Source organism: Gluconobacter vitians, assembly GCF_015244565.1.
Taxonomy (GTDB): Bacteria; Pseudomonadota; Alphaproteobacteria; order Acetobacterales; family Acetobacteraceae; genus Gluconobacter; species Gluconobacter vitians.
Map to the genome: position 1 here is coordinate 40934 of NZ_JABCQG010000017.1, position 20262 is coordinate 61195.

The following is a 20262-nucleotide window of genomic DNA, read 5'->3' on the forward strand; positions in this document are numbered from 1 at the left end:
TTTCGTTTTTCCACAGTCTCGTCAGTTCTAGGAAGTCAGCTCATGTCCAACGTCACCGTGATCGGAACCCAGTGGGGGGACGAGGGTAAAGGCAAGATCGTCGACTGGCTCGCCAGCCGCGCCGATATCGTTGTCCGCTTTCAGGGTGGTCACAACGCCGGTCACACGCTGGTCGTGGGCGATCAGGTCTACAAGCTCTCCCTGCTGCCCTCCGGTCTGGTTCGCGGCAAGATCGGTGTGATCGGCAATGGTGTCGTCGTGGACCCGAAGGCCCTGATGACCGAGATCGACCGCGTGACGGCACAGGGTCTGGTTGTTACGCCCGAGACGCTGTGGATCGCCGAGAACGCGCCGCTGATCCTGCCGGTCCACGGTGCGCTCGACCGGGCCCGTGAAGCCGCCCGTGGCGACCACAAGATTGGCACGACGGGCCGCGGTATCGGTCCGGCCTATGAAGACAAGGTGGCCCGTCGCGCCATCCGCATCTGCGATCTGGCCGAGCCCGAGACGCTGGACTGGAAGCTGGACGAACTGCTCCTGCACCACAACACGCTGCTTGCCGGTCTGGGTGCCGAGACCTTCACCAAGGAGCAGCTCAAGGACTTCCTGGCCGAGATCACGCCGCGTCTGCTGCCGTTCTCCTGTCAGGTCTGGGATCGTCTGGACGAAGCCCGCCGTGCCGGTCGCCGCATCCTGTTCGAAGGTGCGCAGGCCGTCATGCTGGATGTCGATCACGGTACCTATCCGTTCGTCACCAGCTCCAACACGGTTGCGGCCGTGGCAGCGTCGGGCAGCGGTGTCAGCCCGTCTTCCGTTGGCTTCGTGCTCGGGATCGCCAAGGCTTACACGACCCGCGTGGGTGAGGGGCCGTTCCCGACCGAACTGCACGATCAGACCGGCCGCACCCTCGGCGAGCGTGGCCATGAGTTCGGCACCGTCACCGGTCGTCCGCGTCGCTGCGGCTGGTTCGATGCGGTTCTGATCCGTCGTGCTGTCCGCGTCGGTGGCGTCAGCGGCATTGCCCTGACGAAGCTGGACGTGTTGGATGGTCTGGACGAAATCTCCATCTGCGTCGGTTATGAGCTGGATGGTCAGAAGATCGAGACCTTCCCATCCGCTCCGGGTGCACAGGCCCGCGTCAAGCCGGTCTACGAGACGATGCCGGGCTGGAAAGAAACGACCGCAGGCGCCCGTTCCTGGGCTGAACTCCCGGCACAGGCCATCAAGTATGTCCGTCGCATCGAGGAACTGATCGAAGCCCCGGTAACGTTGCTCTCCACCAGCCCGGAACGTGACGACACCATCCTGATGCGCGATCCGTTCGAGGATTGATTTTTCAGCTCTGGAATCGGTTCCTGCATTAACGAAGTCTCAATCCCTGTCCGGCACAAAAGACCGGACAGGGGAACAACGGGATTTCGATGGCCGACACGCAGGCAGATAACAGCCAGGAACTGCTCATTGCCGAGCGGTATCTGATCAGCCTGGACCGCAAACAGCCCGATCTGGGCGGCTGCGCGACTTATGGCGCGCAGGATACGACGGCAACCGGAACGTCCTATCTTGGCCTTGCGCCTTTCGCGCCGTCTGCCCGTCTTTCGGAGATCATGTTCTTTCGCCATGAAAGCGTGATCCCGATTCATACCCATGAATATGCCCAGGGCGCTCTCTGGCTGCTCTGCCCACATCCTCCCGGTCCTTCGCTTGCGGAATTTCTCGGCCTCTGGACAGAAAGCCAGCTGATCGACGGTGTCATCCGTCCGCTCGCTTCACTTCTTCAGCATCTGGAAGCGGCAAAACTGACCTGCCGCAGTATTCGGCCTGACAACCTGTTTGTCGGACAGGGACTGCACAAGGTCGTTCTCGGACCACTGGGAGTCAGTGCGCCGGCTGAAAAACAGCCTGTTCTTTTCGAACCTCTGTCTTCAGCCGTCTGCCGTCCGTCTGCGCGGGGCGAGGGTACGATTGACGATGACATCTTTTCGCTGGGTGTCATCATCCTTGCTCTAGCTATCGGAAAGCTCCCCCTTGAAGGCCTGTCCGACGCAGACATTCTCAAGCGGCGCTTCGAAGTCGGTACTCCTGCGGCCTATATGGAGGGCCACAGCGTACCTGTTGGCCTGCGTTCTGTTCTGACGGCGATGCTGTCCGATGATCCGGTCAGCCGTCCTTCCCCACGTGATCTGGTCACGATTGCACCCAGTAAAGTTTTTACGGTTCGTCCGGTTGTGCCAGCGCGCGTTCCGCTCGTGATCGGTGGGAATACCGTTTATACGCCGCAGGCCCTGGCCTGGTATGCCGGGCGACATCCCGCAGAGTTTTCAGGATTGCTGCAGAGGAAGGTCATCAGCAACTGGTTGCATCGCGAACTCGAACTCTCTGTCATGGCGAGCCTGATCGAACAGGCCAGCGCCTCGTTTCTTCCGGCCGCCGGAAACAAGGCAGTCGATCCGGCCACGATGGTCATCACGCATGCGATCTCCGTTCTTGATCCCGGCGCGCCGATGTTCTGGGGCGGCTTGTGGTTCTGGCCCGAGGCACTGCCCCAGATGCTGGCTCAGGCAACGGTGCAACCCGTCATCCCGGATGATGAGCGGATGGTGCGCAATATCCTGAGCTTCATGTCGGGAAATCCGGATGCGTTCATGTGGGCGCACCTGCCCCAGCGTCAGGGCCAGCAGATCACGACACTATCCGTGGCAGCACGACGCATGGGTGGAAAGGGGGGCGAACTGGTCAGACGCTTCCCCTATGACATGAACAGCTTTTTGCCATGTCTTTCGAAAAGATGTCTGGATGAGCGGATTTCCCTGCCCGAAGGGCTGCTGCAGTGGCTGAACCGGCATGTCGGCGTTGAAGATCTGCCTGATGACATACTGGGGCGGAGCGGTTTTCTGGATGACCAGATGCGTTCCTTTCTTGAAGCAAACTGTGCACGGCAGGGAATCATTCCCCTCTCGCAGTCGCAGAAAGCCGGACTGCCACCCTGGCTTGCGGATCTGACTCTGCTTGCGGCCGTACAGAGGAAGTTCGACAGGACGCCGCTCAGCTTTCTGGCGCAGCGGGCTTTGCCCCTGCTGGAAATGGAACTCCGCCAGTGGCGCAGCAAGACCTCGCGCGCCCGCCGACGCGTGAGGCTTGGCAAGGCGGCAGAAGATGGAAATCTGGGAACGTTTCTGGCGACCGTCAACGACCCGACCGGTCTTCGGCTGGACCAGCGGCAGGCTCAGGACGCAGAGGCTGAAATCAGCAATCTGATGCGCGTTCTTGACGAAGCTCCCGAAAGAAAAGCCGCCGCCGATCGTGAAGCGCGCAATTCGGGAGAATTTTTCTCACTTCTGACGGGGATCGCTGTTGCGATGGCAAGTATCTGGCTGGAGTTCTGTCGGTGAGGAAAACCCATGGCATCTGTTAGGCAGGCAGAACAGGGATCGCTTCGTGCTCCGGGCTTTCGCTGGTGGCACGGGATCATAATCGGCCTGTTGCTCTCCTATGTTCCGGGGAGCCTGCTGGTTGCGGGCGTGCTGTTATTGCCGCTGGTAGCTCTGCGGCTTGTCGATCCCAATGCAGATGGCCAGCGCATCATGATCGTCCTGTTCTATGTGGGGGCTGCCATGGTTCATCCCCTGCATGAAGCCTGGGCCGCAAACGGGGACTGGGAGACCTGCATCACGCAGATCACACAGCCCGTTACCCTGGCGCTTGACTGGCTTGCGGCAGGGGCGGCCTGGCTTGTTGCGGAAGCCTCGGCCATTGGCGGCAGGCTCTGGAATACGGAAGTTGCGAGGCGCGAGCGTAAATCCATTGAAAAACGCATCGCCTACCTTCAGGGCGAGTGGATGACTGCGGACGAAGATCCTCCTGCCAGCTGAAAACTCCGCCGACCGGCAGGAGGGCGCGCCTTACTCGGAAGCCGTATCTTCCGCTGAGCTTTCCATCAGTCTGGAGGCAAGGTCGTTGGAACCTCCCACGAGACCTTTCGCGTATTCCTGAGCCGAGAACGGGCGCAGGTCTTCGGCCTGTTCGCCGACACCAACCATGTGGACGGGCAGTTTGAACTGTTCCGCCAGCGCCACGACGATGCCGCCACGGGCCGAGCCGTCCAGTTTGGTCACGATCAGACCTGTCACATTCACTAGTTCACGGAAGACCCGAACCTGTTCGATGGCGTTCTGACCGGTCGTTGCGTCCAGAACCAGGAGCACGGAATGGGGGGCCGTCTCATCGAACTTCCGCATGACGCGGATGATCTTGGCCAGCTCCTCCATCAGCGCGCCCTTGTTGTGCAGGCGCCCGGCAGTGTCGATCAGGAGCAGGTCGGTTCCGGCTTCGGTTGCGCGCTTGAGGCCGTCATAGGCCAGACCCGCAGCATCGGCACCATGTTTGCCGGCGATGACAGGCACGTTGGCGCGTTTACCCCAGACTTCGAGCTGTTCGACGGCAGCGGCACGAAACGTGTCGCCAGCCACCAGCATCACGGACTTGCCTTCTTCCGTGTAATGACGGGCCATCTTGCCGATCGTGGTGGTTTTGCCGACGCCGTTGACGCCGACAACCAGAACGACATGGGGTTTCTTCTTCGGGTCGGGCTGGAAGGGGATGGCTACGGGTTCGAGGACGCGGGCGATTTCGGTCGCGAGGGTCTCGCGGATTTCGTCGCTGGTGACGTCCTTGCCAAAGCGCGTGCTGCGGAAGTTCTCGATGACGCGCTCGGCCACGGCCGGCCCGAGGTCAGCTGCAATCAGCTCGTCCTCGAGCTCTTCAAGAGCTGTTTCATCCAGCTTGCGATGCGTGAAGACGGCGCCGAGACGCGAGCTCGACCGCGAAAGACCCTGTTTGAGTCGTGAGAAAAATCCAGCCATGCATGGGAGTTCGGACAGGTCGGGCCGAACGTCAAGGGCATAGAAAGATCTGAGCGCGTTTCAGCTGCGGATTTCGGCCAGAAGTGTCCCGTTTTCCAGTCCCGTGGCGCGAACTGGTACGAAACTGCCCCGGACTGGTGCAGGCGAGGTTCCGGTCAGGCGCACGGCGGCAAATTCCGGTGAGTGGCCGCGATCCGGCGTTTCGGCCAGAATATCGAACTCGCTGCCGATGAGGCGCTGCAGGAAACGGTCACGGTTTGCCTCACCGATGTCGCGCAGACAGGCCGCGCGTTTCTGGCGTTCGGCATTGGGGACGGCCGGCATGCGGGCAGCGGGCGTTCCGGGGCGTTCGCTGTAAGGAAAGACATGCAGGAAGGGGATCTGCTGCTCTTCGATAAAAGCGCGGGTCTCTTCGAACAGGGCATCCGTTTCCGTAGGAAAGCCCGCGATCAGATCAGCGCCGACGCCTGTCTCCGGGCGTATGGACCGGACGCGGCGCAGTGTTGCGGCGACCCCGGCCGTATCGTGACGGCGCTTCATGCGCTTGAGAATGAGATCTGATCCAGCCTGCAGGGACAGGTGCAGATGCGGCATTAGGCGGGGCTCGTTTTCCAGCAGCCACCACAGATCCGCGTCCCCGGTTTGCGCATCAAGAAGGACAGGGTCGATGGACGACAGGCGCAGTCGCCGCACGCCGTCCACGCGGCGCAGCAGTTCGCGACACAACGCGCCCAGTCCCTTGCCTCCGGCCCCTTGCCATGAGGCGATGTCCACGCCGGTCAGGACGATTTCCTGATGCCCGGCTTCGACAAGCGCTTCGGCGCGCGCGATGGCGTCTTCAGCGGGCGTGGAGCGGGAGTCTCCGCGGCCATACGGGATGATGCAGAAGGTGCAGCGGTGATCGCAGCCCTGCTGGACCTGAAGGAGGGCGCGGGCATGACGGGATGGCGGCAGGCCCGCGCTGGTGTCACCCCAGATGACGGGCTTGAGCTTGTCTTCGTTGGGCACAACGCGAACAACGCCGGGCAGCTCGGCCCAGCGATCCGGTGCGATGTCGGAGGCGCAGCCCGTCACGACGATCTTTGCATCCGGATTCTCACGATGCGCACGACGAATGGCCTGCCGGGCCTGTCGCTCGGCGGTGGTCGTCACGGCGCAGGTATTGACGATGATCGTGTCGTCCTGCCCGCGCGCGTGATGGGCCATGCCGTCGCTCTCATGGGCGTTGAGGCGGCAGCCGAATGTCAGAACGGAGGCGCTCACGCGGTTGTCCCGTGGAAGACCGTGACAGCGGGGCCTGTCATGAGAACATGCCCGTCCTCACGCCATGTAATGCGCAGGTCTCCGCCATCCATCGTAACCGTGCAGGTCCGTTCTGTCAGGCCGCGGCGGACGGCATTTACGACGGCGGCACAGGCACCCGACCCACAGGCGAGCGTCAGTCCCGCGCCGCGCTCCCAGACGCGCAGACGCATGTGTGTCGGGGAGAGGATCTGCGCGAAACCGATATTGGCCCGTTCCGGGAAGAGGGGATCGCGTTCGAGGGCCGGTCCCAGCGTCTCCGCCCGGGAGGCGTCTCCGAATAGCGTGGCGTGCGGATTTCCCATCGAGCAGGCTGCCGCATCATGCAGGGGCAGATGCAGCGTGTCACAGGCCTTGGACAATGGCACGTCCTGCCAGTCCAGGCGGGGTTTGCCCATATCGACCGTGAAGAGATCGCCATCCTGTGCCGTGGGGAGAAGGCCGGCGGCTGTCTGGAGCGTCGGGGCGCCGCCGACGAACTTCGCCATGCAGCGCGATGCATTGCCGCAGGCCCCGGCTTCCGAACCGTCCGGGTTGAAGAAACGGACATGCACGTCTGCCCCTGCCAGCGTCGGCGCTGTCAGCAGGACAAGCTGGTCGCAGCCGATTCCAAAGCGTCGGTCGCACAGATGGCGGATCGTCGCGGTATCAAGGGCGGGATCGTTCTGGCGGCCGTCGATCACGACGAAATCGTTGCCCAGACCGTGCATTTTCGTGAAGGAGAGGGTCATGATGGCGCCTCTCATAAAGCATCGCGCGGGTTGACGCACGGGGAACATGCCCTCATTTCGGCTGCTGGATCAGAAGGAGTGGACATGAGCGGCCCGGAACAGCTTGAAGGAATGCACGCAGCGGCGTTCACGCGCGCCAACAGCGAGCCCGACACGATTTTCTATGCCCAGCGCGTGCCGGATTCGCTGATGGATATGGGCGCGCGGACTGCCGTGACGGCCCTGTATCAGACGGCCTTGCCGGTCGGTGGAGCGGTGCTGGATCTGATGGCAGGCGCGCTCAGCCATTATCCCGAGGAAGCGACATTCCAGCGCGTGGTCGGGCTCGGGATCTCCAAGGGCGCCCTGGATTCCAATCCCGTGCTGGGCGAGCGGGTCGTGCAGGATCTCAACGAAGTCACGACGCTGCCTTTCGAGGATGACAGCTTCGATGCCGTAACACTCTGCGACGGGCTGGCCTATCTGACGCAGCCGCTGGCCGTGCTGACGGAAGTCGTGCGTGTCCTCAAGCCCGGCGCTCCGCTGATCCTGACGTTTTCCGACCAGTTCCATGCGGTGAAAGCCGTGGCGATCTGGCAGGCGCTTGAGCCGGCGGATCGCGTGCGTCTGGCCAGCGTGCTGGTGTCCCGCGCCGGGCTGGCCGAGCTGGATACGGGCGAGGTCGTGCCGCCCGAGGACCTCACGGCATGGCGCGATACGGTGCATGCGGTGATCGGGCGCAAGCCGAGGAGCTGAACAGGGCAGGGACTGCATTACGGGTGCCGGAGGGAGCGGGAAGAACAAGAAAAAGCCTTCCATACGTTCTTTCTGGCATTTTGGAGTGGAAGTCTTTATGCAGCGGCATTCCAGCCGCCGCATCCTGTCGTCGGCGTGACGTTTGCCGAGTGTTCATAAAATATGCCTTTTCCCGATACCCATCCTGCCCTTAAGCGCGCCCTTGAGGCACGTGGCTACGAACAGCTGACTCCTGTTCAGGAAGCAGTTCTGCAGCCGGGGCTGGACGAGCGCGACCTGCTGGTTTCCGCGCAGACGGGGTCGGGCAAGACCGTCGCCTTCGGCCTGGCCATCGCTCCGACCCTGCTCGGAGACGCCGATCGCCTTCCGCCGTCCCCTCAGCCCATGGCGCTTGTGATTGCGCCGACGCGTGAGCTGGCGCTTCAGGTCCAGTCCGAACTCAAATGGCTCTATGCCGAAACCGGCGCCCGCATCGCGAGCTGCATTGGCGGCACCGATGCCCGCAGTGAAGCCCGTGAGCTGAACCGCGGCGCCCATATCGTGGTCGGAACCCCCGGCCGTCTGTGCGATCACCTGTCGCGTGGCTCGCTTGACCTGTCCGCCCTGCGCTGCGTCGTGCTCGATGAAGCCGACGAAATGCTGGACATGGGCTTCCGCGAGGAGCTGGAGCAGCTTCTCGATGCCGCCCCGGCCGAGCGCCGCACGCTGCTGTTCTCCGCAACGATCGCCCGTGAGATTGCCTCGCTGGCACGCCGTTACCAGAAGAATGCCGAACGGATCGACACGGTGTCGGGCGCCAAGCAGCATTCCGACATCACCTATCGCTGCGTCATCACGCAGCCGCAGGAAATCGAGCGTTCGCTCGTCAACGTGCTCCGGTTCTACGAGAGCCCGACGGCCATGGTGTTCTGCAACACCCGCATGATGGTCAACCAGGTCCAGGCTGCTCTTCTGGAGCGCGGTTTCGCCTCCGTCGCTATTTCCGGCGAGATGGGCCAGAACGAGCGCAGCCGTGCGATCGAGAGCCTGCGCTCCGGTCAGGCCCGTGTCTGCGTTGCAACTGACGTGGCAGCACGCGGCATTGACGTGCCGGCGCTGAGCCTCGTGATCCATGCGAGCATCCCGACGGCTGCCGAGACCCTGTTGCACCGTTCGGGCCGTACAGGTCGTGCGGGCCGCAAGGGCACCAGCGTGCTGATGGTTCCGCTGAACCAGCGCCGGCGTGCCGAGCGCCTGCTTCAGGTGGCGAAGATCCAGGCCGAGTGGGAAGCCGTCCCCACGGCTGACGCCATTGCCGAGCAGGACAAGACGCGCCTGATGCACGATCCGATCCTGACGAACGCCGTGGACGACATGTCCGACGAGCTGGTCAACCAGCTGGTCGAGAAGTACGATGCCACCAAGCTCGCAGCGGCTCTGGTCGGTCTGTATCGTGCGCGTCTGCCGAAGGTCGAGCAGATCCGTCCGATGTCCGTTGAGGCTCCGCGCCGCACGGAGCGTGGCGAGCGTGCACCGCGCGAAGAGCACACCATGTCCGGTGAGTGGTTCAAAATGGGCGTTGGTCGCACCGAGCGTGCCGATCCGAAATGGCTGATCCCGCTGATCTGCCGTCTGGGTGGCGTGCAGAAGCGCGAGATCGGCAGTATCCGCATCGATCAGGAACAGACCTATTTCCAGATCGCGGATGAGAGCGTGGCCCGCTTCAAGTCCTGCCTCGCCGGAGCGGAAGCCGACGAAGTGACGATCGAGCCGTCCGAGGCCCCTGCCGGTGGCATGGGTCCCCGTGGTCGCAACCCGGGTGAAGGCAAGCGCTTTGGCGGCGGTGGCCGTTCGGGCGGTGGCTTCAAGGGCGGTCCGCGCGGTGGTGCCGGTGGCGGTTACAAGGGCCGCGGCGGTTCGGGCTATGGTCGTCCGAAGCCCGCAGCCGGTGACGGACCGCGCGGTGACGGTTCGAGCCGCAAGCGCCGTTCCTGATCCGTCTTTCCGGATCTGAGAAACAGAACCCCGCCGGAGCAGGTCTCCGGCGGGGTTTGTTTTTTCAGGCGTCGGGCAGGAGGGCTACCAGTTCGCGGACCCGGTCGAGAATGTCTGCGACCGGGAGCGGGATGGCGGCATCGTCCGTATGGTTTTCCCGTGCCGCACCTGTCTCGAACACATCCGCCCAGTATTTCAGGCCGCCCTGAGTCGCCATGGTGGCGAAGCAGGGGTTGATATGATGGGACGGTACGAGTTCGTAAACGAGCGTTCCCGGCTGACACCAGGCGATATTGGCCATGCCGGCTCCCAGCATTCCCATAACCATCCCGGCGTCGCTGAACAGGCGGATCTGTTCGGAGAGCGACAGCGTTTCGGGATGCACGCGCTCGAAGCCGAGTTGCTCCAGCCCCTCCGCAAATTCGGCTTCGTTGGGAACGTGCCGGTTGGCCGAACTGCCACGCTCGATATAGAGGTGCCGTCCGGCAGGTTTCGGTGTGGCACCTGCGGCCTGACGCAGCCGTGCATAGGCGTCGCGGGACAGGTCCGAGACGGCGAAATCGGCGCTGCCATTGACGAAGGTGATGTAGTCGAGGGTTTTGAAGGCGTACTGCCGCCCTTGTTGCAGACGGATATGAGTGTCATCGCTCAGGCCAAAAAGCTCCAGCGTCTCGAACTGCCACGGATGCATATGTTCGGGCAGGACAAGGCGCACCGGCCTGCCTGCCTGGGACAGGACATGCAAAGTGGGGATCGTATGGGCGACCCAGTGATAGAAGTTCGAAGCCCAGTGATCGACACAGCTTGCGATCACGCCCTTGAAAGGTGCGCAACGGACGATATCCGCAGGCCGCAGCTTCAGGTTACGCACGGCCTCCGGATCCTGGACATAGGCGGTTTCAGTGACTGGATGGCCTGCATGCAGCAGTGTCATCAGCGGCTGGTCCAGCACAACGTCACGCAGGGCGTACTGACTGACCGTGACCGGCATGCTCTCCCAGTCCCGGAACGGATTACGTTCCGGATGGCTCAGGGCAGAGGTGCAGGGCGCGGAAACCGGTCGGACGGGACAGGTTTCGAGAACAGTCGTGCTGCGTGCGATCTCCGCCAGACCGGAGGGCCCGGTCGGTAGAGAGAAGAGGCGCCTGAGACGGGAGAGAAGCGGCATGGTCAGGATCAGACGGTCTTGGCCGCGCCTTTGAGCAGGGCCTGCTGGGCGTCCTTGAGCGCATCAGACATTTTCTGTTCCGGCTCCTTGAGATGCAGGCTTTCAAGCGTGTCCAGCAGGGCTTCGGCCACGAGCACGCGGGCGAGCCATTTATGGTCCGCCGGAATGACGATCCAGGGGGCGTCCGGCGTTGCGGTCGCACGAATGGCCTCTTCATAGGCTGCGGTGTAATGCGGCCAGAATTCGCGTTCCTTCAGATCCGACGGGCTGAATTTCCAGCGTTTTTCCGGATGGTCCAGCCGTTTGAGGAGACGTTGCCGCTGTTCCTCGGGTGAAATATGCAGGAACAGCTTGAGGACGATGATGTTCTGCCGCCGCAGATAGCTCTCGAAATGCCGCAGATCGCCGAGACGATGATCCCAGAAATCCGGCAGATCGGGATTGAGACCACGGGCGCGCACCATGTCCGGATGCACGCGCTCCACGAGGACATCTTCGTAATGACTGCGGTTGAAAATGCCGATCTCACCGCGCGATGGCACGGCAAGATGGATGCGCCACAGATCATCATGCCGTGTTGAAATCCCGACAGGCGCCTTAAAGGACGTGACATGCACGCCCTGCGGATTCAGGCCGGAAAAAGCGTGGCGGATTGCGCCGTCCTTGCCAGCGGTGTCCATGCCCTGAAGCACGACCAGAATGCCGTGGGTGGCATAGGCCGCCAGTCGCTGCTGCAGGACGGACATCCGGTCCACGCAGTCGCGGATGCGGGTGCGGGACGTGTCCTTCTGGCGGCCGAGCTTGTCGTTCGTGGCGATGGAGGACAGACGGAAGTTTTTCCCGTCCGTGATGCGAAGTTGGGAAGGAAGCCCGGTTTCAGCCGACATGACGGTTCACCGCAAGTCCACCCGAGGCCTGACAGACCGGCATCATTTCCAGATAATTGACGTTCACATGCCAGGGCAGGCCAATGAGCCAGGAGACGGTCCCCGCAATATCCTCGGGCGTCAGCGGCGTCGTGTCCTTATAGACGGCAGCCGCCTTGGCATCGTCACCCAGACGCACGTTGCTGAACTCGCTGCCACCACACAGGCCGGGCTCAATATTCGTCACACGGATGCGGGTGCCGAGCAGGTCCGTGCGCAGGTTCTGGGTGAACTGGTGCACGAAGGCCTTGGTCGCGCCATAGACGTTGCCGCCCGTATAGGGATAGGTCCCGGCCGTGCTGCCCAATGCGATGATGTAGCCCGTATTGCGCTGGACCATGCCCGGCAGAAGAGCGCGCGTCAGTTCCACAACGCCCGAAACATTGGTTGCGATCATCGATTCCCAGTTATCGGGCTCGGCGTCCTGTGCAGGTTCCATGCCGAGTGCCAGACCGGCATTGTTCACCAGCACGTCGATGTCCTGCCATTCCTCGGGCAGCGCGGCCGGCAGGGCGCGCAGAGCCTCACGGTCCGTCATGTCGAGCGTATAGGGCAGGACGCTCTCGCCCAGTTCATCCTTGAGGGCTTCCAGACGTTCCTTGCGGCGTCCGGTTGCGATGACGCGGTGACCTTCGCGCACGAGGCGCGTTGCTATGGCGTGACCGAAGCCTGCGGTAGCGCCGGTGACGAGGACGGTGAGAGGCATGACAATCTCCAGACGGACAGTCCGCACCCGGCAGGGGCGGCTCGGGATACCCAGTTCAATGACATTGGATGTCATTAACACTCCTGAAGGCAAACGCTTGCAATACAGGAAGGGATGCACCCATGTTGGCAGGCATGAAGAAAACACTCGACGGACAGAATGACAACCTGACAGATCCCGCCTTTCCGGAACGCGGCCTTACGGGAAAACTGCTCGTGGCCGCGCCTGCACTGGCGGAGACGTTCTTTGAACGGACGGTAATCTATCTCTGCGCCCATTCGGAGCAGGACGGGGCGATGGGGCTGATCGTCAATAAGCGCCTGGCCCAGCCGGGCTTGGATGATCTGTTCGCTCAGCTTGGAATCGAGCCCAGCCCTCCCGAGCGGCGGATCGGCGTGTGCATGGGTGGTCCGGTCGAACATTCCCGGGGCTTTGTGCTTCACTCGGCCGATTGGGCCGGTGAGGGGAGCTTGGACGTCGATGGGCACACCACCCTGACCGCCAGTCTCGATATTCTGCGCGAACTTGCCGCCGGACATGGACCAAAGCAGGCCATGATGGCGCTCGGACATGCCGCCTGGGCGCCCGGGCAGCTTGAACAGGAAATCCTGCGTGACAGTTCCTGGTTCGTGGCCCCTGCCACTGACGAGATCGTGTTCGGAACCGATCACGCCAAAAAATGGCGTCAGGCGTTGGTGGCCATAGATATCGATCCACTTCTTCTCTCAGCGTCCGTCGGGGAAGCCTGAACAGGCTTTCCCTCCAGAGCAGTCTTCAGGCCGATACTCCCATCACATACAGGAAGGCAGCATGAGCGCACCCTATATCCTCTACATCTACGAACACTGCCCGTTCTGCACCAAAGCGCGGATGATCTTTGGCCTGAAGGACATCCCCTATGAGCGGCAGATCCTGCTCAATGATGATGTCGAAGGCCCGGTCCGCATGGTGGGACGCAAGGTCGTTCCGATCCTTGAGGAAGACGGACAATTCATGGCCGAGAGCATGGACATCGTCGCCCATATCGACGCGATTGGAAAACCTATCCTGACGGGTAAGGCACGTCCCGAAATCACGGACTGGCTGCATAAGGCGGGCAAGCCGCTCTATCACCTGTTCCTGCCCCGCGCTGCTGCGGCCCCGCTGCCGGAGTTCGAGACGACCTCTGCGCGTGCCGGGTTCATCCGTCGCAAGGAACCGTCCGTCGGGTCATTCAGCGCATTGCTGGAAGAGAAGACCGACGAACTGACGCAGTTGAACGCGCTGCTGAAGGAACTGGCTCCACTGATTCAGACGCCTGAAGCCGTGAACGGCGAACTGTCCACGGACGACATCCACCTGTTTGCGCATCTGCACAGCATGTCGCTGATCGGTGGCGTCGTTTATCCGCCAGAAGTCGAGGTCTATCGCCAGACCATGGCAGAGCTCTCGCGGGTGGGTCTGTTTGACGGCATTGCTGTCTGATCACTAACCTAATCTGCAAAGAAAAGGGGCCGGATCACAGGATCCGGCCCCTTTTTCACGTCCGTAGGGCGGGGGATCATTTCCCCGGCTGAAGGACCGTGCTCAGGAACTGCGCGCGCCGCTCGGCGACCCGGGCACGGATGATCGGATCGGGCAGCATGTGCGTGCCGGGAAGCAGCAGAAGGTCGTAGGGCTTTCCGGCGTGCAGAAGGGCCTGCGTCAGCTTCATGGTGTTCTCGAAATAGACGTTGTCATCCGTAATGCCATGCATGAGCAGCAGAGGCTGTTTCAGCGTGTCGGCATAGGTCAGGACATTGCTCTTGCGATAGCCTTCCGGATCTTCCTGCGGCGTGCCGAGATAACGCTCGGTATAGGCCGTATCGTAATCCGCGAAATCGACGGGGGGCGCACCTGCGACACCAACCTTGAATACATCCGGACGACGGATGGTCGCCATGGCGGTGAAATAGCCGCCGAAGGACCAGCCGTGTACGCCGACGCGGGAGAGATCCATTTCATGGTGGCGCTTGCCGAGGGCCTGAAGTCCGTCGATCTGGTCCTGCAGCGGCAGGTCGATCAGGTTGCCCTTGATAGCACGCTCAAAATCATGATCGCGCCCCGGTGTCCCGCGTCCGTCGAGGGTGACGACGATATAGCCCTGATTGGCCAGGCACTGGTCATCAAGATAGGAGGTCGGCGTGTCATGGACCATCTTGGAGCCCGGACCAGCATAGACCGACAGCACAACCGGATAGCGCTTTGAGGCGCTGAAGTTTTCGGGGCGGATGATGGCCGCATCGAACTCACGCGGACCGGCCGTCGTGAACTCGACATGAACCGGAAGTTTCGGCGGCTGTGCTACGCTGGGCAGTGTCGCGATGACATGGCCGCTCTCATTCCGGACCAGCGTCTGGCGCGTGCCATTCGCGCTGGCGAATGTGTCCACCATGGCCGTATGCGTGCCATTCGTGACATGCACATTATGAATGCCGCGCTCCGTCACGAATGGCGTTACGGCACCGGTTGCAAGGTCGATATGCACGACCTCGTTGTCCAGCCGGTTGGTTCGGACCGTTACGGTGACCGTGTTGTGTTCGGCATCGTAATTGTCAAAAGCGACATAGGACAGGCCAGGGGGCGTCAGGACGCGCTGGAGTTTTCCATCAGGCGCGTGCAGTTCAAGCTGCCAGTCCTTGCCCCGGTCCGCGGCCCACAGGAAGCCTGCATTATTGGCGAGAAAGACAGGCAGGTTGTGGCCACCGGAAGCGGCGCGCGGGTCCAGCTCGATCCAGGCCGGGTCGGACTGGGCGAGCAGGAGATGGGTGGCGCCAGTCGCAGGGTCGATCGTGAGAAGCTGTTCCTGCGTCTGGGCGCGGTTGAGCAGTACGACTGCGAGAGGACCGTTCTTCCGCCAGACCACGCGACCAAGATACGGCCATGCCTCGTGATCCCAGGAAATCCAGCGGACCGGGCCGCCTTTCGCGTCCACAAGCCCGAAACGTGTTTTCGCGTTGTTCGTCCCGGCGCGAGGATAGCGGAACGAGACGGGTTCGGCCTGCGGGGTTTCGGGATTGGTGATGTAATGCTTTTCGACGTCGCTGTTATCGGCTTCCTCGAACAGGATGGTCTTGCTGTCCGGCGACCACCAGGCGCCATCCGCGCGCTCCAGTTCTTCAGCCGCGGCAAATTCGGCGAGGCCGTGCGTCAGGGTGTCGCTGCCGCCGGTCGTCAGGCGTGTCTCGCGGTCACTGACGAGATCGACGCTGTACAGGTCATTGTCCCGCACCGCGGCAAGGGTCAGCCCGTCCGGGGAGAGGCGGGGGGCGATCCATTGGCCTTCGACCGGCGTGACACGGCCATCATCGGTGGCGATGCGTTCAAGCTGTCCGCCCTGTGAGGCCAGAAGCGTGCCGCCATCTTCACTCATCTGATAGTCGGTAATGCCGGACATGCTCTGGCGTGCCCGTTCGCGCCGGGCCTTTTCCTCGACCGACAGATGTTCCGGGCCCGAGACCGGGGCGGCCAGTTCATGCAGCGAATGATCGGGAAGGTCGTAACGGTACAGGTGCAGATGCGTGTCGAACGGTCCCGAGCGCAGGAACAGGGCGGAATGACCATCCGGCGTGATTTCGGCGTGGTTTGGCAGTCCAAGCGTGCCGTTCCGGGTCTTGGCCAGATCGACCATGCAGGTAGCGGGTTGAGCCGCATTGCCGATCCCGGTGGACAGCAGCGGAGAAAGGACGGCGCAGGCCAGAAGGGCGCGACGCAGGACATGTGACGACATTGCATCTCCGTAAGCATGATGGCGGACAGGATTTTGACGTCGATCATGGACCGGCTCGCCGTTTGTGAACAGGGTTTCCGCAAGGGATGACGCAGCCGTCTCACGTTTTCGGGAGCGGGGGTGTTTTTACTGGGACCGATCCCGGGCTCGGGTGTTCTGTATCACGGTATGTCTCAGCAAGAAGGAGCCTGATGGATATGCAGTATCGTCAGCTTGGTCGCTCGGGCCTCAAGATTTCAGCACTCAATTTCGGATCGGTCACGTTTGGCGGGCAGGGCAATTTTGCCGCCACCGGCAAGGTGGACGTCGCCGAAGCAACGCGGATGGTGGATATCTGCGTCGAGCATGGCGTGAACATGTTCGACACGGCCGATGCCTATTCCGGTGGTGAGGCCGAAGAAATCCTGGGGCGTGTCCTTCAGGGACGCAGCCGCGAACTGCTCGTGACCTCCAAGGTGCGTTTCCCGACGGGGAAGGGACCGAACGAGCAGGGGCTGTCACGCCATCACATCCTCAATGCCTGTGACGACAGCCTGCGTCGGCTGGGTCGTGATCATATCGACCTTTATTATCTGCATGAATGGGACGGTCTGACGCCGGTCGAGGAGACGCTTGAAGCGCTCCAGACCCTGCGCGATCAGGGCAAGATCCGCTATGCGGGGATTTCCAATTTTGCGGGCTGGCAGGCCATGAAACTGCTGGGAGCCGCCGAGCGGGACCGTCTGGTCGCGCCGGTCAGCCAGCAGCTCTATTATTCCCTTGAAGCTCGTGATGCCGAATATGAGCTTCTGCCGCTCGCCGTGGATCAGGGGCTTGGCGTTCAGGTCTGGAGTCCGCTGGCCTGTGGCCTGCTGACCGGCAAATACCGCCGCGGCAAGACGGCGCCGGAAGACTCCCGCCGGATTTCCGGCTGGCCGGAGCCGGAAGTCCGGGACCTGAAGAAGCTCTATGATACGGTCGAGGTTCTGGTGCAGATCGCGGAAGAGCATAATGTCTCTGCGGCCCGCGTGGCGCTGGCCTGGACGCTGCACAAACCGGCGATCACCTCGCTGGTTCTGGGTGCGCGAAAGGAAAGCCAGCTTCTGGACAATCTGGCCGCTGCGTCGCTCCGTCTGACGCAGGAACAGGTTCGCCGGCTTGACGATGTGAGTGCGCCTGACCTGATCTATCCGTACTGGCATCAGAACCGGAATGCCTTTGACCGTCTCTCCAAGGCGGATCTTGTTTTGCAGGGACCGGCAAAACGTCATCGGGAGGCCCTTGAAACGAAAAAATGACTGCCTAAATATTAATCACAGGCCGCTGCCTCCGGGGGGGCCAAGCATATCAATGCCGCCGTAACGGGGCATGAGAGGAATTTAAGAGAATGGACATTCAGAATTTTACCGAACGCAGCCAGGGCTTCCTTCAGGCCGCACAGACCATTGCGCTTCGGGACTACAACCAGCAGCTGACGCCGGAGCATCTGCTCAAGGCCCTGCTGGATGATGAACAGGGTGCTGCGTCCGGCCTGATCCGCGCCGCAGGCGGCGATCCGAAGGTCGTTCAGACCGCCAATGACGCAGCCCTTGCAAAACTGCCCAAAGTTCAGGGTGCCGGTGCCGGCCAGCCGCAGATGACGCCGGATCTGGCGCGTCTGCTCGATGCTGCCGAATCTGCTGCAAAGGTCGCGGGCGACAGTCATGTTGCACAGGACCGCCTGCTTGTGGCGATTGCTGCCAGCCATACGCCTGCGGGCAAGGCGCTTGTTGACGGTAAGGCCGGTGCTCCGGCTCTGGAACGCGCTGTTGCGGAAATCCGCAAAGGCCGCACCGTGACAAGTGCTTCGGCGGAAAACACGTTTGATGCCTTGAAGAAATACGCCCGTGACGTGACCGCTGTCGCGCAGGCAGGCAAGCTCGATCCGGTCATCGGTCGTGACGAGGAAATCCGCCGGACCATTCAGGTTCTGGCACGTCGCAGCAAGAACAATCCGGTCCTGATCGGTGAGCCGGGTGTGGGTAAGACGGCTATTGTCGAAGGTCTTGCGCAGCGGATCGTCAATGGCGATGTGCCTGAAGCTCTGCGCAACAAGAAGCTGATGTCGCTCGATATGGGCGCGCTGATAGCAGGTGCGAAATATCGCGGTGAGTTCGAGGAGCGTCTGAAGGCTGTTCTCAAGGAAATTGAGACCGCTGAAGGCGAGATCATCCTCTTCATCGACGAAATGCACACGCTGGTCGGTGCCGGCCGGTCCGATGGCGCGATGGATGCGTCCAACCTCATCAAGCCGGAACTGGCGCGCGGCACACTGCACTGCGTGGGCGCGACGACGCTGGACGAATACCGTAAATATATCGAGAAGGACGCGGCTCTGGCCCGTCGTTTCCAGCCGGTCTTCGTGGGTGAGCCGTCCGTTGCCGACACGATCTCGATCCTGCGTGGCATCAAGGAAAAGTACGAGCTGCATCATGGTGTCCGCATCACGGACAACGCCATCGTTGCGGCCGCGACGCTTTCCAATCGCTACATCACGGACCGCTTCCTGCCGGACAAGGCGATTGACCTGATCGACGAGGCCGCCAGCCGACTGCGCATGCAGATCGACAGCAAGCCGGAAGCACTGGACGAACTCGATCGTCGTATCATCCAGCTCAAGATCGAGCGTGAAGCCATCCGCAAGGAAGACGACACAGCCTCGAAAGACCGTCTGGTCGCGCTTGAGGCCGAACTGGCCGATCTTGAAGAGCAGTCCGATGCGATGGGTGCTGAATGGCATGCCGAAAAGGATCGGGTGAACGCGATCCAGAAGTTGAAGGAACAGCTCGATACGGCGCGTTCCGATATCGACGTGGCACAGCGTCAGGGTGACCTCGGCAAGGCGTCAGAGCTGAGATATGGCCTGATCCCGAACCTTGAGGCCCAGATCGCCAAGGCTCAGGAAGAAGAGGATGCCTCTTCAAAGAGCGGTCTGTTCGCCGATACCGTGACGGATCAGGGTGTGGCTTCTGTCGTCTCCCGCTGGACCGGTGTTCCGGTGGACCGGATGCTCGAAGGTGAGCGTGCCAAGCTGATCCGAATGGAAGACACGCTGCGTGAACGTGTGGTCGGGCAGGAGCAGGCCCTGGTTGCCGTGTCGAACGCTGTCCGCCGGGCACGTGCCGGTCTTCAGGATCCAAATCGTCCGATCGGCTCGTTCCTGTTCCTCGGTCCGACGGGCGTTGGCAAGACCGAGTTGACAAAGGCTCTGGCGCAGTTCCTGTTCGATGACGAAAAGGCCCTGCTGCGGATCGACATGAGCGAGTTCATGGAGAAGCACGCGGTCTCCCGTCTGATCGGCGCGCCTCCGGGCTATGTCGGTTACGATGAAGGCGGTGTGCTGACCGAGGCTGTCCGTCGTCGTCCCTATCAGGTGATCCTGTTCGATGAAGTGGAGAAGGCCCATGAGGACATCTTCAACATCCTGCTTCAGGTTCTCGATGACGGGCGTCTGACGGACGGGCAGGGGCGTGTGGTGGATTTCCGCAACACGATCATCGTCCTGACCAGTAACCTTGGTTCTGAGGTTCTGGCCAACTTGCCGGATGGTGAATCGGTAGATGAAGTCCGTCCGCAGGTCATGCAGGTGGTCCGCAACCACTTCCGGCCGGAGTTCCTGAACCGTCTGGACGAGATCATTCTGTTCTCTCGTCTGCAGCGCAAGGATATGGACCGGATCGTTAAGATCCAGATCAGCCGTCTGCAGAAGCTGCTGGAAGATCGCAAGATCGATCTGGAACTGGACGACAAGGGAACCGAGTGGCTGGCCGCGGCAGGGTACGATCCTGTCTATGGTGCCCGTCCGCTCAAGAGGGTCATCCAGCGCAGCCTGCAGAACCCGCTTGCCAGCCTGCTGCTTGAAGGCAGCATCCATGATGGGGAAACGGTCAAGGTTTCGGCCAATGACAAAGACCTCACGATCGACGGGAAAGCTGTCTCGGCAGACTGACCCTCGTCAAAACCGGTTTCGGTTAGGAAAAAGCGCCTTTTTGGTGCTTTTTTCGTCTTTTTATTATTCCCGGATCGGAATGGGTCACGGGGATAAGTGGAATTTGTTAAGGATTTCGGGGCTTTCGGAATGTGGACAAGTGT

General features: G+C 61.8%; 16 protein-coding genes. 9 read left to right on the forward strand and 7 right to left on the reverse strand.

Features of this window, described 5'->3' with window-relative positions:
* The first annotated feature begins 42 nt into the window (after positions 1–42).
* The 3 genes from HKD24_RS12150 (at position 43) to HKD24_RS12160 (ending at position 3872) form a co-directional block, all read left to right on the forward strand.
* A complete protein-coding gene (locus tag HKD24_RS12150; protein ID WP_062454983.1) occupies positions 43–1332 on the forward strand; it encodes an adenylosuccinate synthase in 1290 nt (429 codons plus the stop codon).
* An 89-nt stretch (positions 1333–1421) separates the two neighbouring features.
* Positions 1422–3392 carry a serine/threonine-protein kinase gene (locus tag HKD24_RS12155; protein ID WP_194260519.1) on the forward strand — a complete coding sequence of 657 codons (1971 nt, stop codon included), beginning with the start codon at positions 1422–1424 and terminating at the stop codon, positions 3390–3392.
* Between the two features lie 9 nt (positions 3393–3401).
* Positions 3402–3872, forward strand: a complete 471-nt coding sequence (locus tag HKD24_RS12160) for a hypothetical protein (protein ID WP_194260520.1) — start codon at positions 3402–3404, stop codon at positions 3870–3872.
* 30 nt (positions 3873–3902) lie between these two features.
* Here HKD24_RS12160 and ftsY read toward each other — a convergent pair whose 3' ends face one another.
* From ftsY to dapF, 3 genes are read right to left on the reverse strand one after another with little or no spacing between them, the layout of a single operon-like run.
* Positions 3903–4862, reverse strand: a complete 960-nt coding sequence (gene ftsY, locus HKD24_RS12165) for a signal recognition particle-docking protein FtsY (RefSeq protein ID WP_194260521.1) — start codon at positions 4860–4862, stop codon at positions 3903–3905.
* Between the two features lie 60 nt (positions 4863–4922).
* Positions 4923–6125 (reverse strand): MiaB/RimO family radical SAM methylthiotransferase, encoded by a 1203-nt coding sequence (locus HKD24_RS12170; protein WP_194260522.1) that lies wholly within the window; start codon positions 6123–6125, stop codon positions 4923–4925.
* Complete coding sequence (dapF, locus tag HKD24_RS12175; RefSeq protein WP_194260523.1) at positions 6122–6895, reverse strand: diaminopimelate epimerase; 774 nt, start codon at positions 6893–6895, stop codon at positions 6122–6124. The genes HKD24_RS12170 and dapF overlap by 4 nt, the downstream gene beginning before the upstream one ends.
* Positions 6896–6979: 84 nt before the next feature.
* Between dapF and HKD24_RS12180 the strand changes: the two genes are divergently transcribed.
* Positions 6980–7630 carry a class I SAM-dependent methyltransferase gene (locus HKD24_RS12180; protein WP_194260524.1) on the forward strand — a complete coding sequence of 217 codons (651 nt, stop codon included), beginning with the start codon at positions 6980–6982 and terminating at the stop codon, positions 7628–7630.
* A 162-nt stretch (positions 7631–7792) separates the two neighbouring features.
* Positions 7793–9604: a DEAD/DEAH box helicase gene (locus HKD24_RS12185; protein ID WP_194260525.1), complete on the forward strand. Its 1812-nt coding sequence runs from the start codon at positions 7793–7795 to the stop codon at positions 9602–9604.
* Between the two features lie 64 nt (positions 9605–9668).
* Here the strand turns inward: HKD24_RS12185 and HKD24_RS12190 are convergent, their stop codons facing one another.
* From HKD24_RS12190 to HKD24_RS12200, 3 genes are read right to left on the reverse strand one after another with little or no spacing between them, the layout of a single operon-like run.
* Positions 9669–10772, reverse strand: coding sequence for a glycosyltransferase family 61 protein (locus HKD24_RS12190; RefSeq protein WP_194260526.1), 1104 nt, complete (start codon positions 10770–10772; stop codon positions 9669–9671).
* Positions 10773–10780: 8 nt separating this feature from the next.
* A complete protein-coding gene (locus HKD24_RS12195) occupies positions 10781–11659 on the reverse strand; it encodes a polyphosphate kinase 2 family protein (protein WP_194260527.1) in 879 nt (292 codons plus the stop codon).
* Positions 11649–12404 carry an SDR family NAD(P)-dependent oxidoreductase gene (locus HKD24_RS12200; protein ID WP_011252994.1) on the reverse strand — a complete coding sequence of 252 codons (756 nt, stop codon included), beginning with the start codon at positions 12402–12404 and terminating at the stop codon, positions 11649–11651. Before HKD24_RS12200 ends, HKD24_RS12195 begins: the two co-directional genes overlap by 11 nt.
* Before the next feature lie 134 nt (positions 12405–12538).
* Here HKD24_RS12200 and HKD24_RS12205 point away from each other — a divergent pair, with 134 nt between their 5' ends.
* Together HKD24_RS12205 and grxB are read left to right on the forward strand one after the other, a co-directional pair.
* Positions 12539–13153, forward strand: a complete 615-nt coding sequence (locus tag HKD24_RS12205) for a YqgE/AlgH family protein (protein ID WP_194260528.1) — start codon at positions 12539–12541, stop codon at positions 13151–13153.
* Positions 13154–13214: 61 nt separating this feature from the next.
* Positions 13215–13868, forward strand: coding sequence for a glutaredoxin 2 (gene grxB, locus HKD24_RS12210; protein WP_194260529.1), 654 nt, complete (start codon positions 13215–13217; stop codon positions 13866–13868).
* Positions 13869–13944: 76 nt separating this feature from the next.
* Here the strand turns inward: grxB and HKD24_RS12215 are convergent, their stop codons facing one another.
* A complete protein-coding gene (locus HKD24_RS12215) occupies positions 13945–16152 on the reverse strand; it encodes a S9 family peptidase (RefSeq protein ID WP_194260530.1) in 2208 nt (735 codons plus the stop codon).
* Between the two features lie 197 nt (positions 16153–16349).
* Here HKD24_RS12215 and HKD24_RS12220 point away from each other — a divergent pair, with 197 nt between their 5' ends.
* Complete coding sequence (locus HKD24_RS12220; protein WP_194260531.1) at positions 16350–17429, forward strand: aldo/keto reductase; 1080 nt, start codon at positions 16350–16352, stop codon at positions 17427–17429.
* 89 nt (positions 17430–17518) lie between these two features.
* Positions 17519–20119, forward strand: coding sequence for an ATP-dependent chaperone ClpB (gene clpB, locus HKD24_RS12225; RefSeq protein WP_194260532.1), 2601 nt, complete (start codon positions 17519–17521; stop codon positions 20117–20119).
* The last annotated feature ends 143 nt before the right edge of the window (positions 20120–20262 follow it).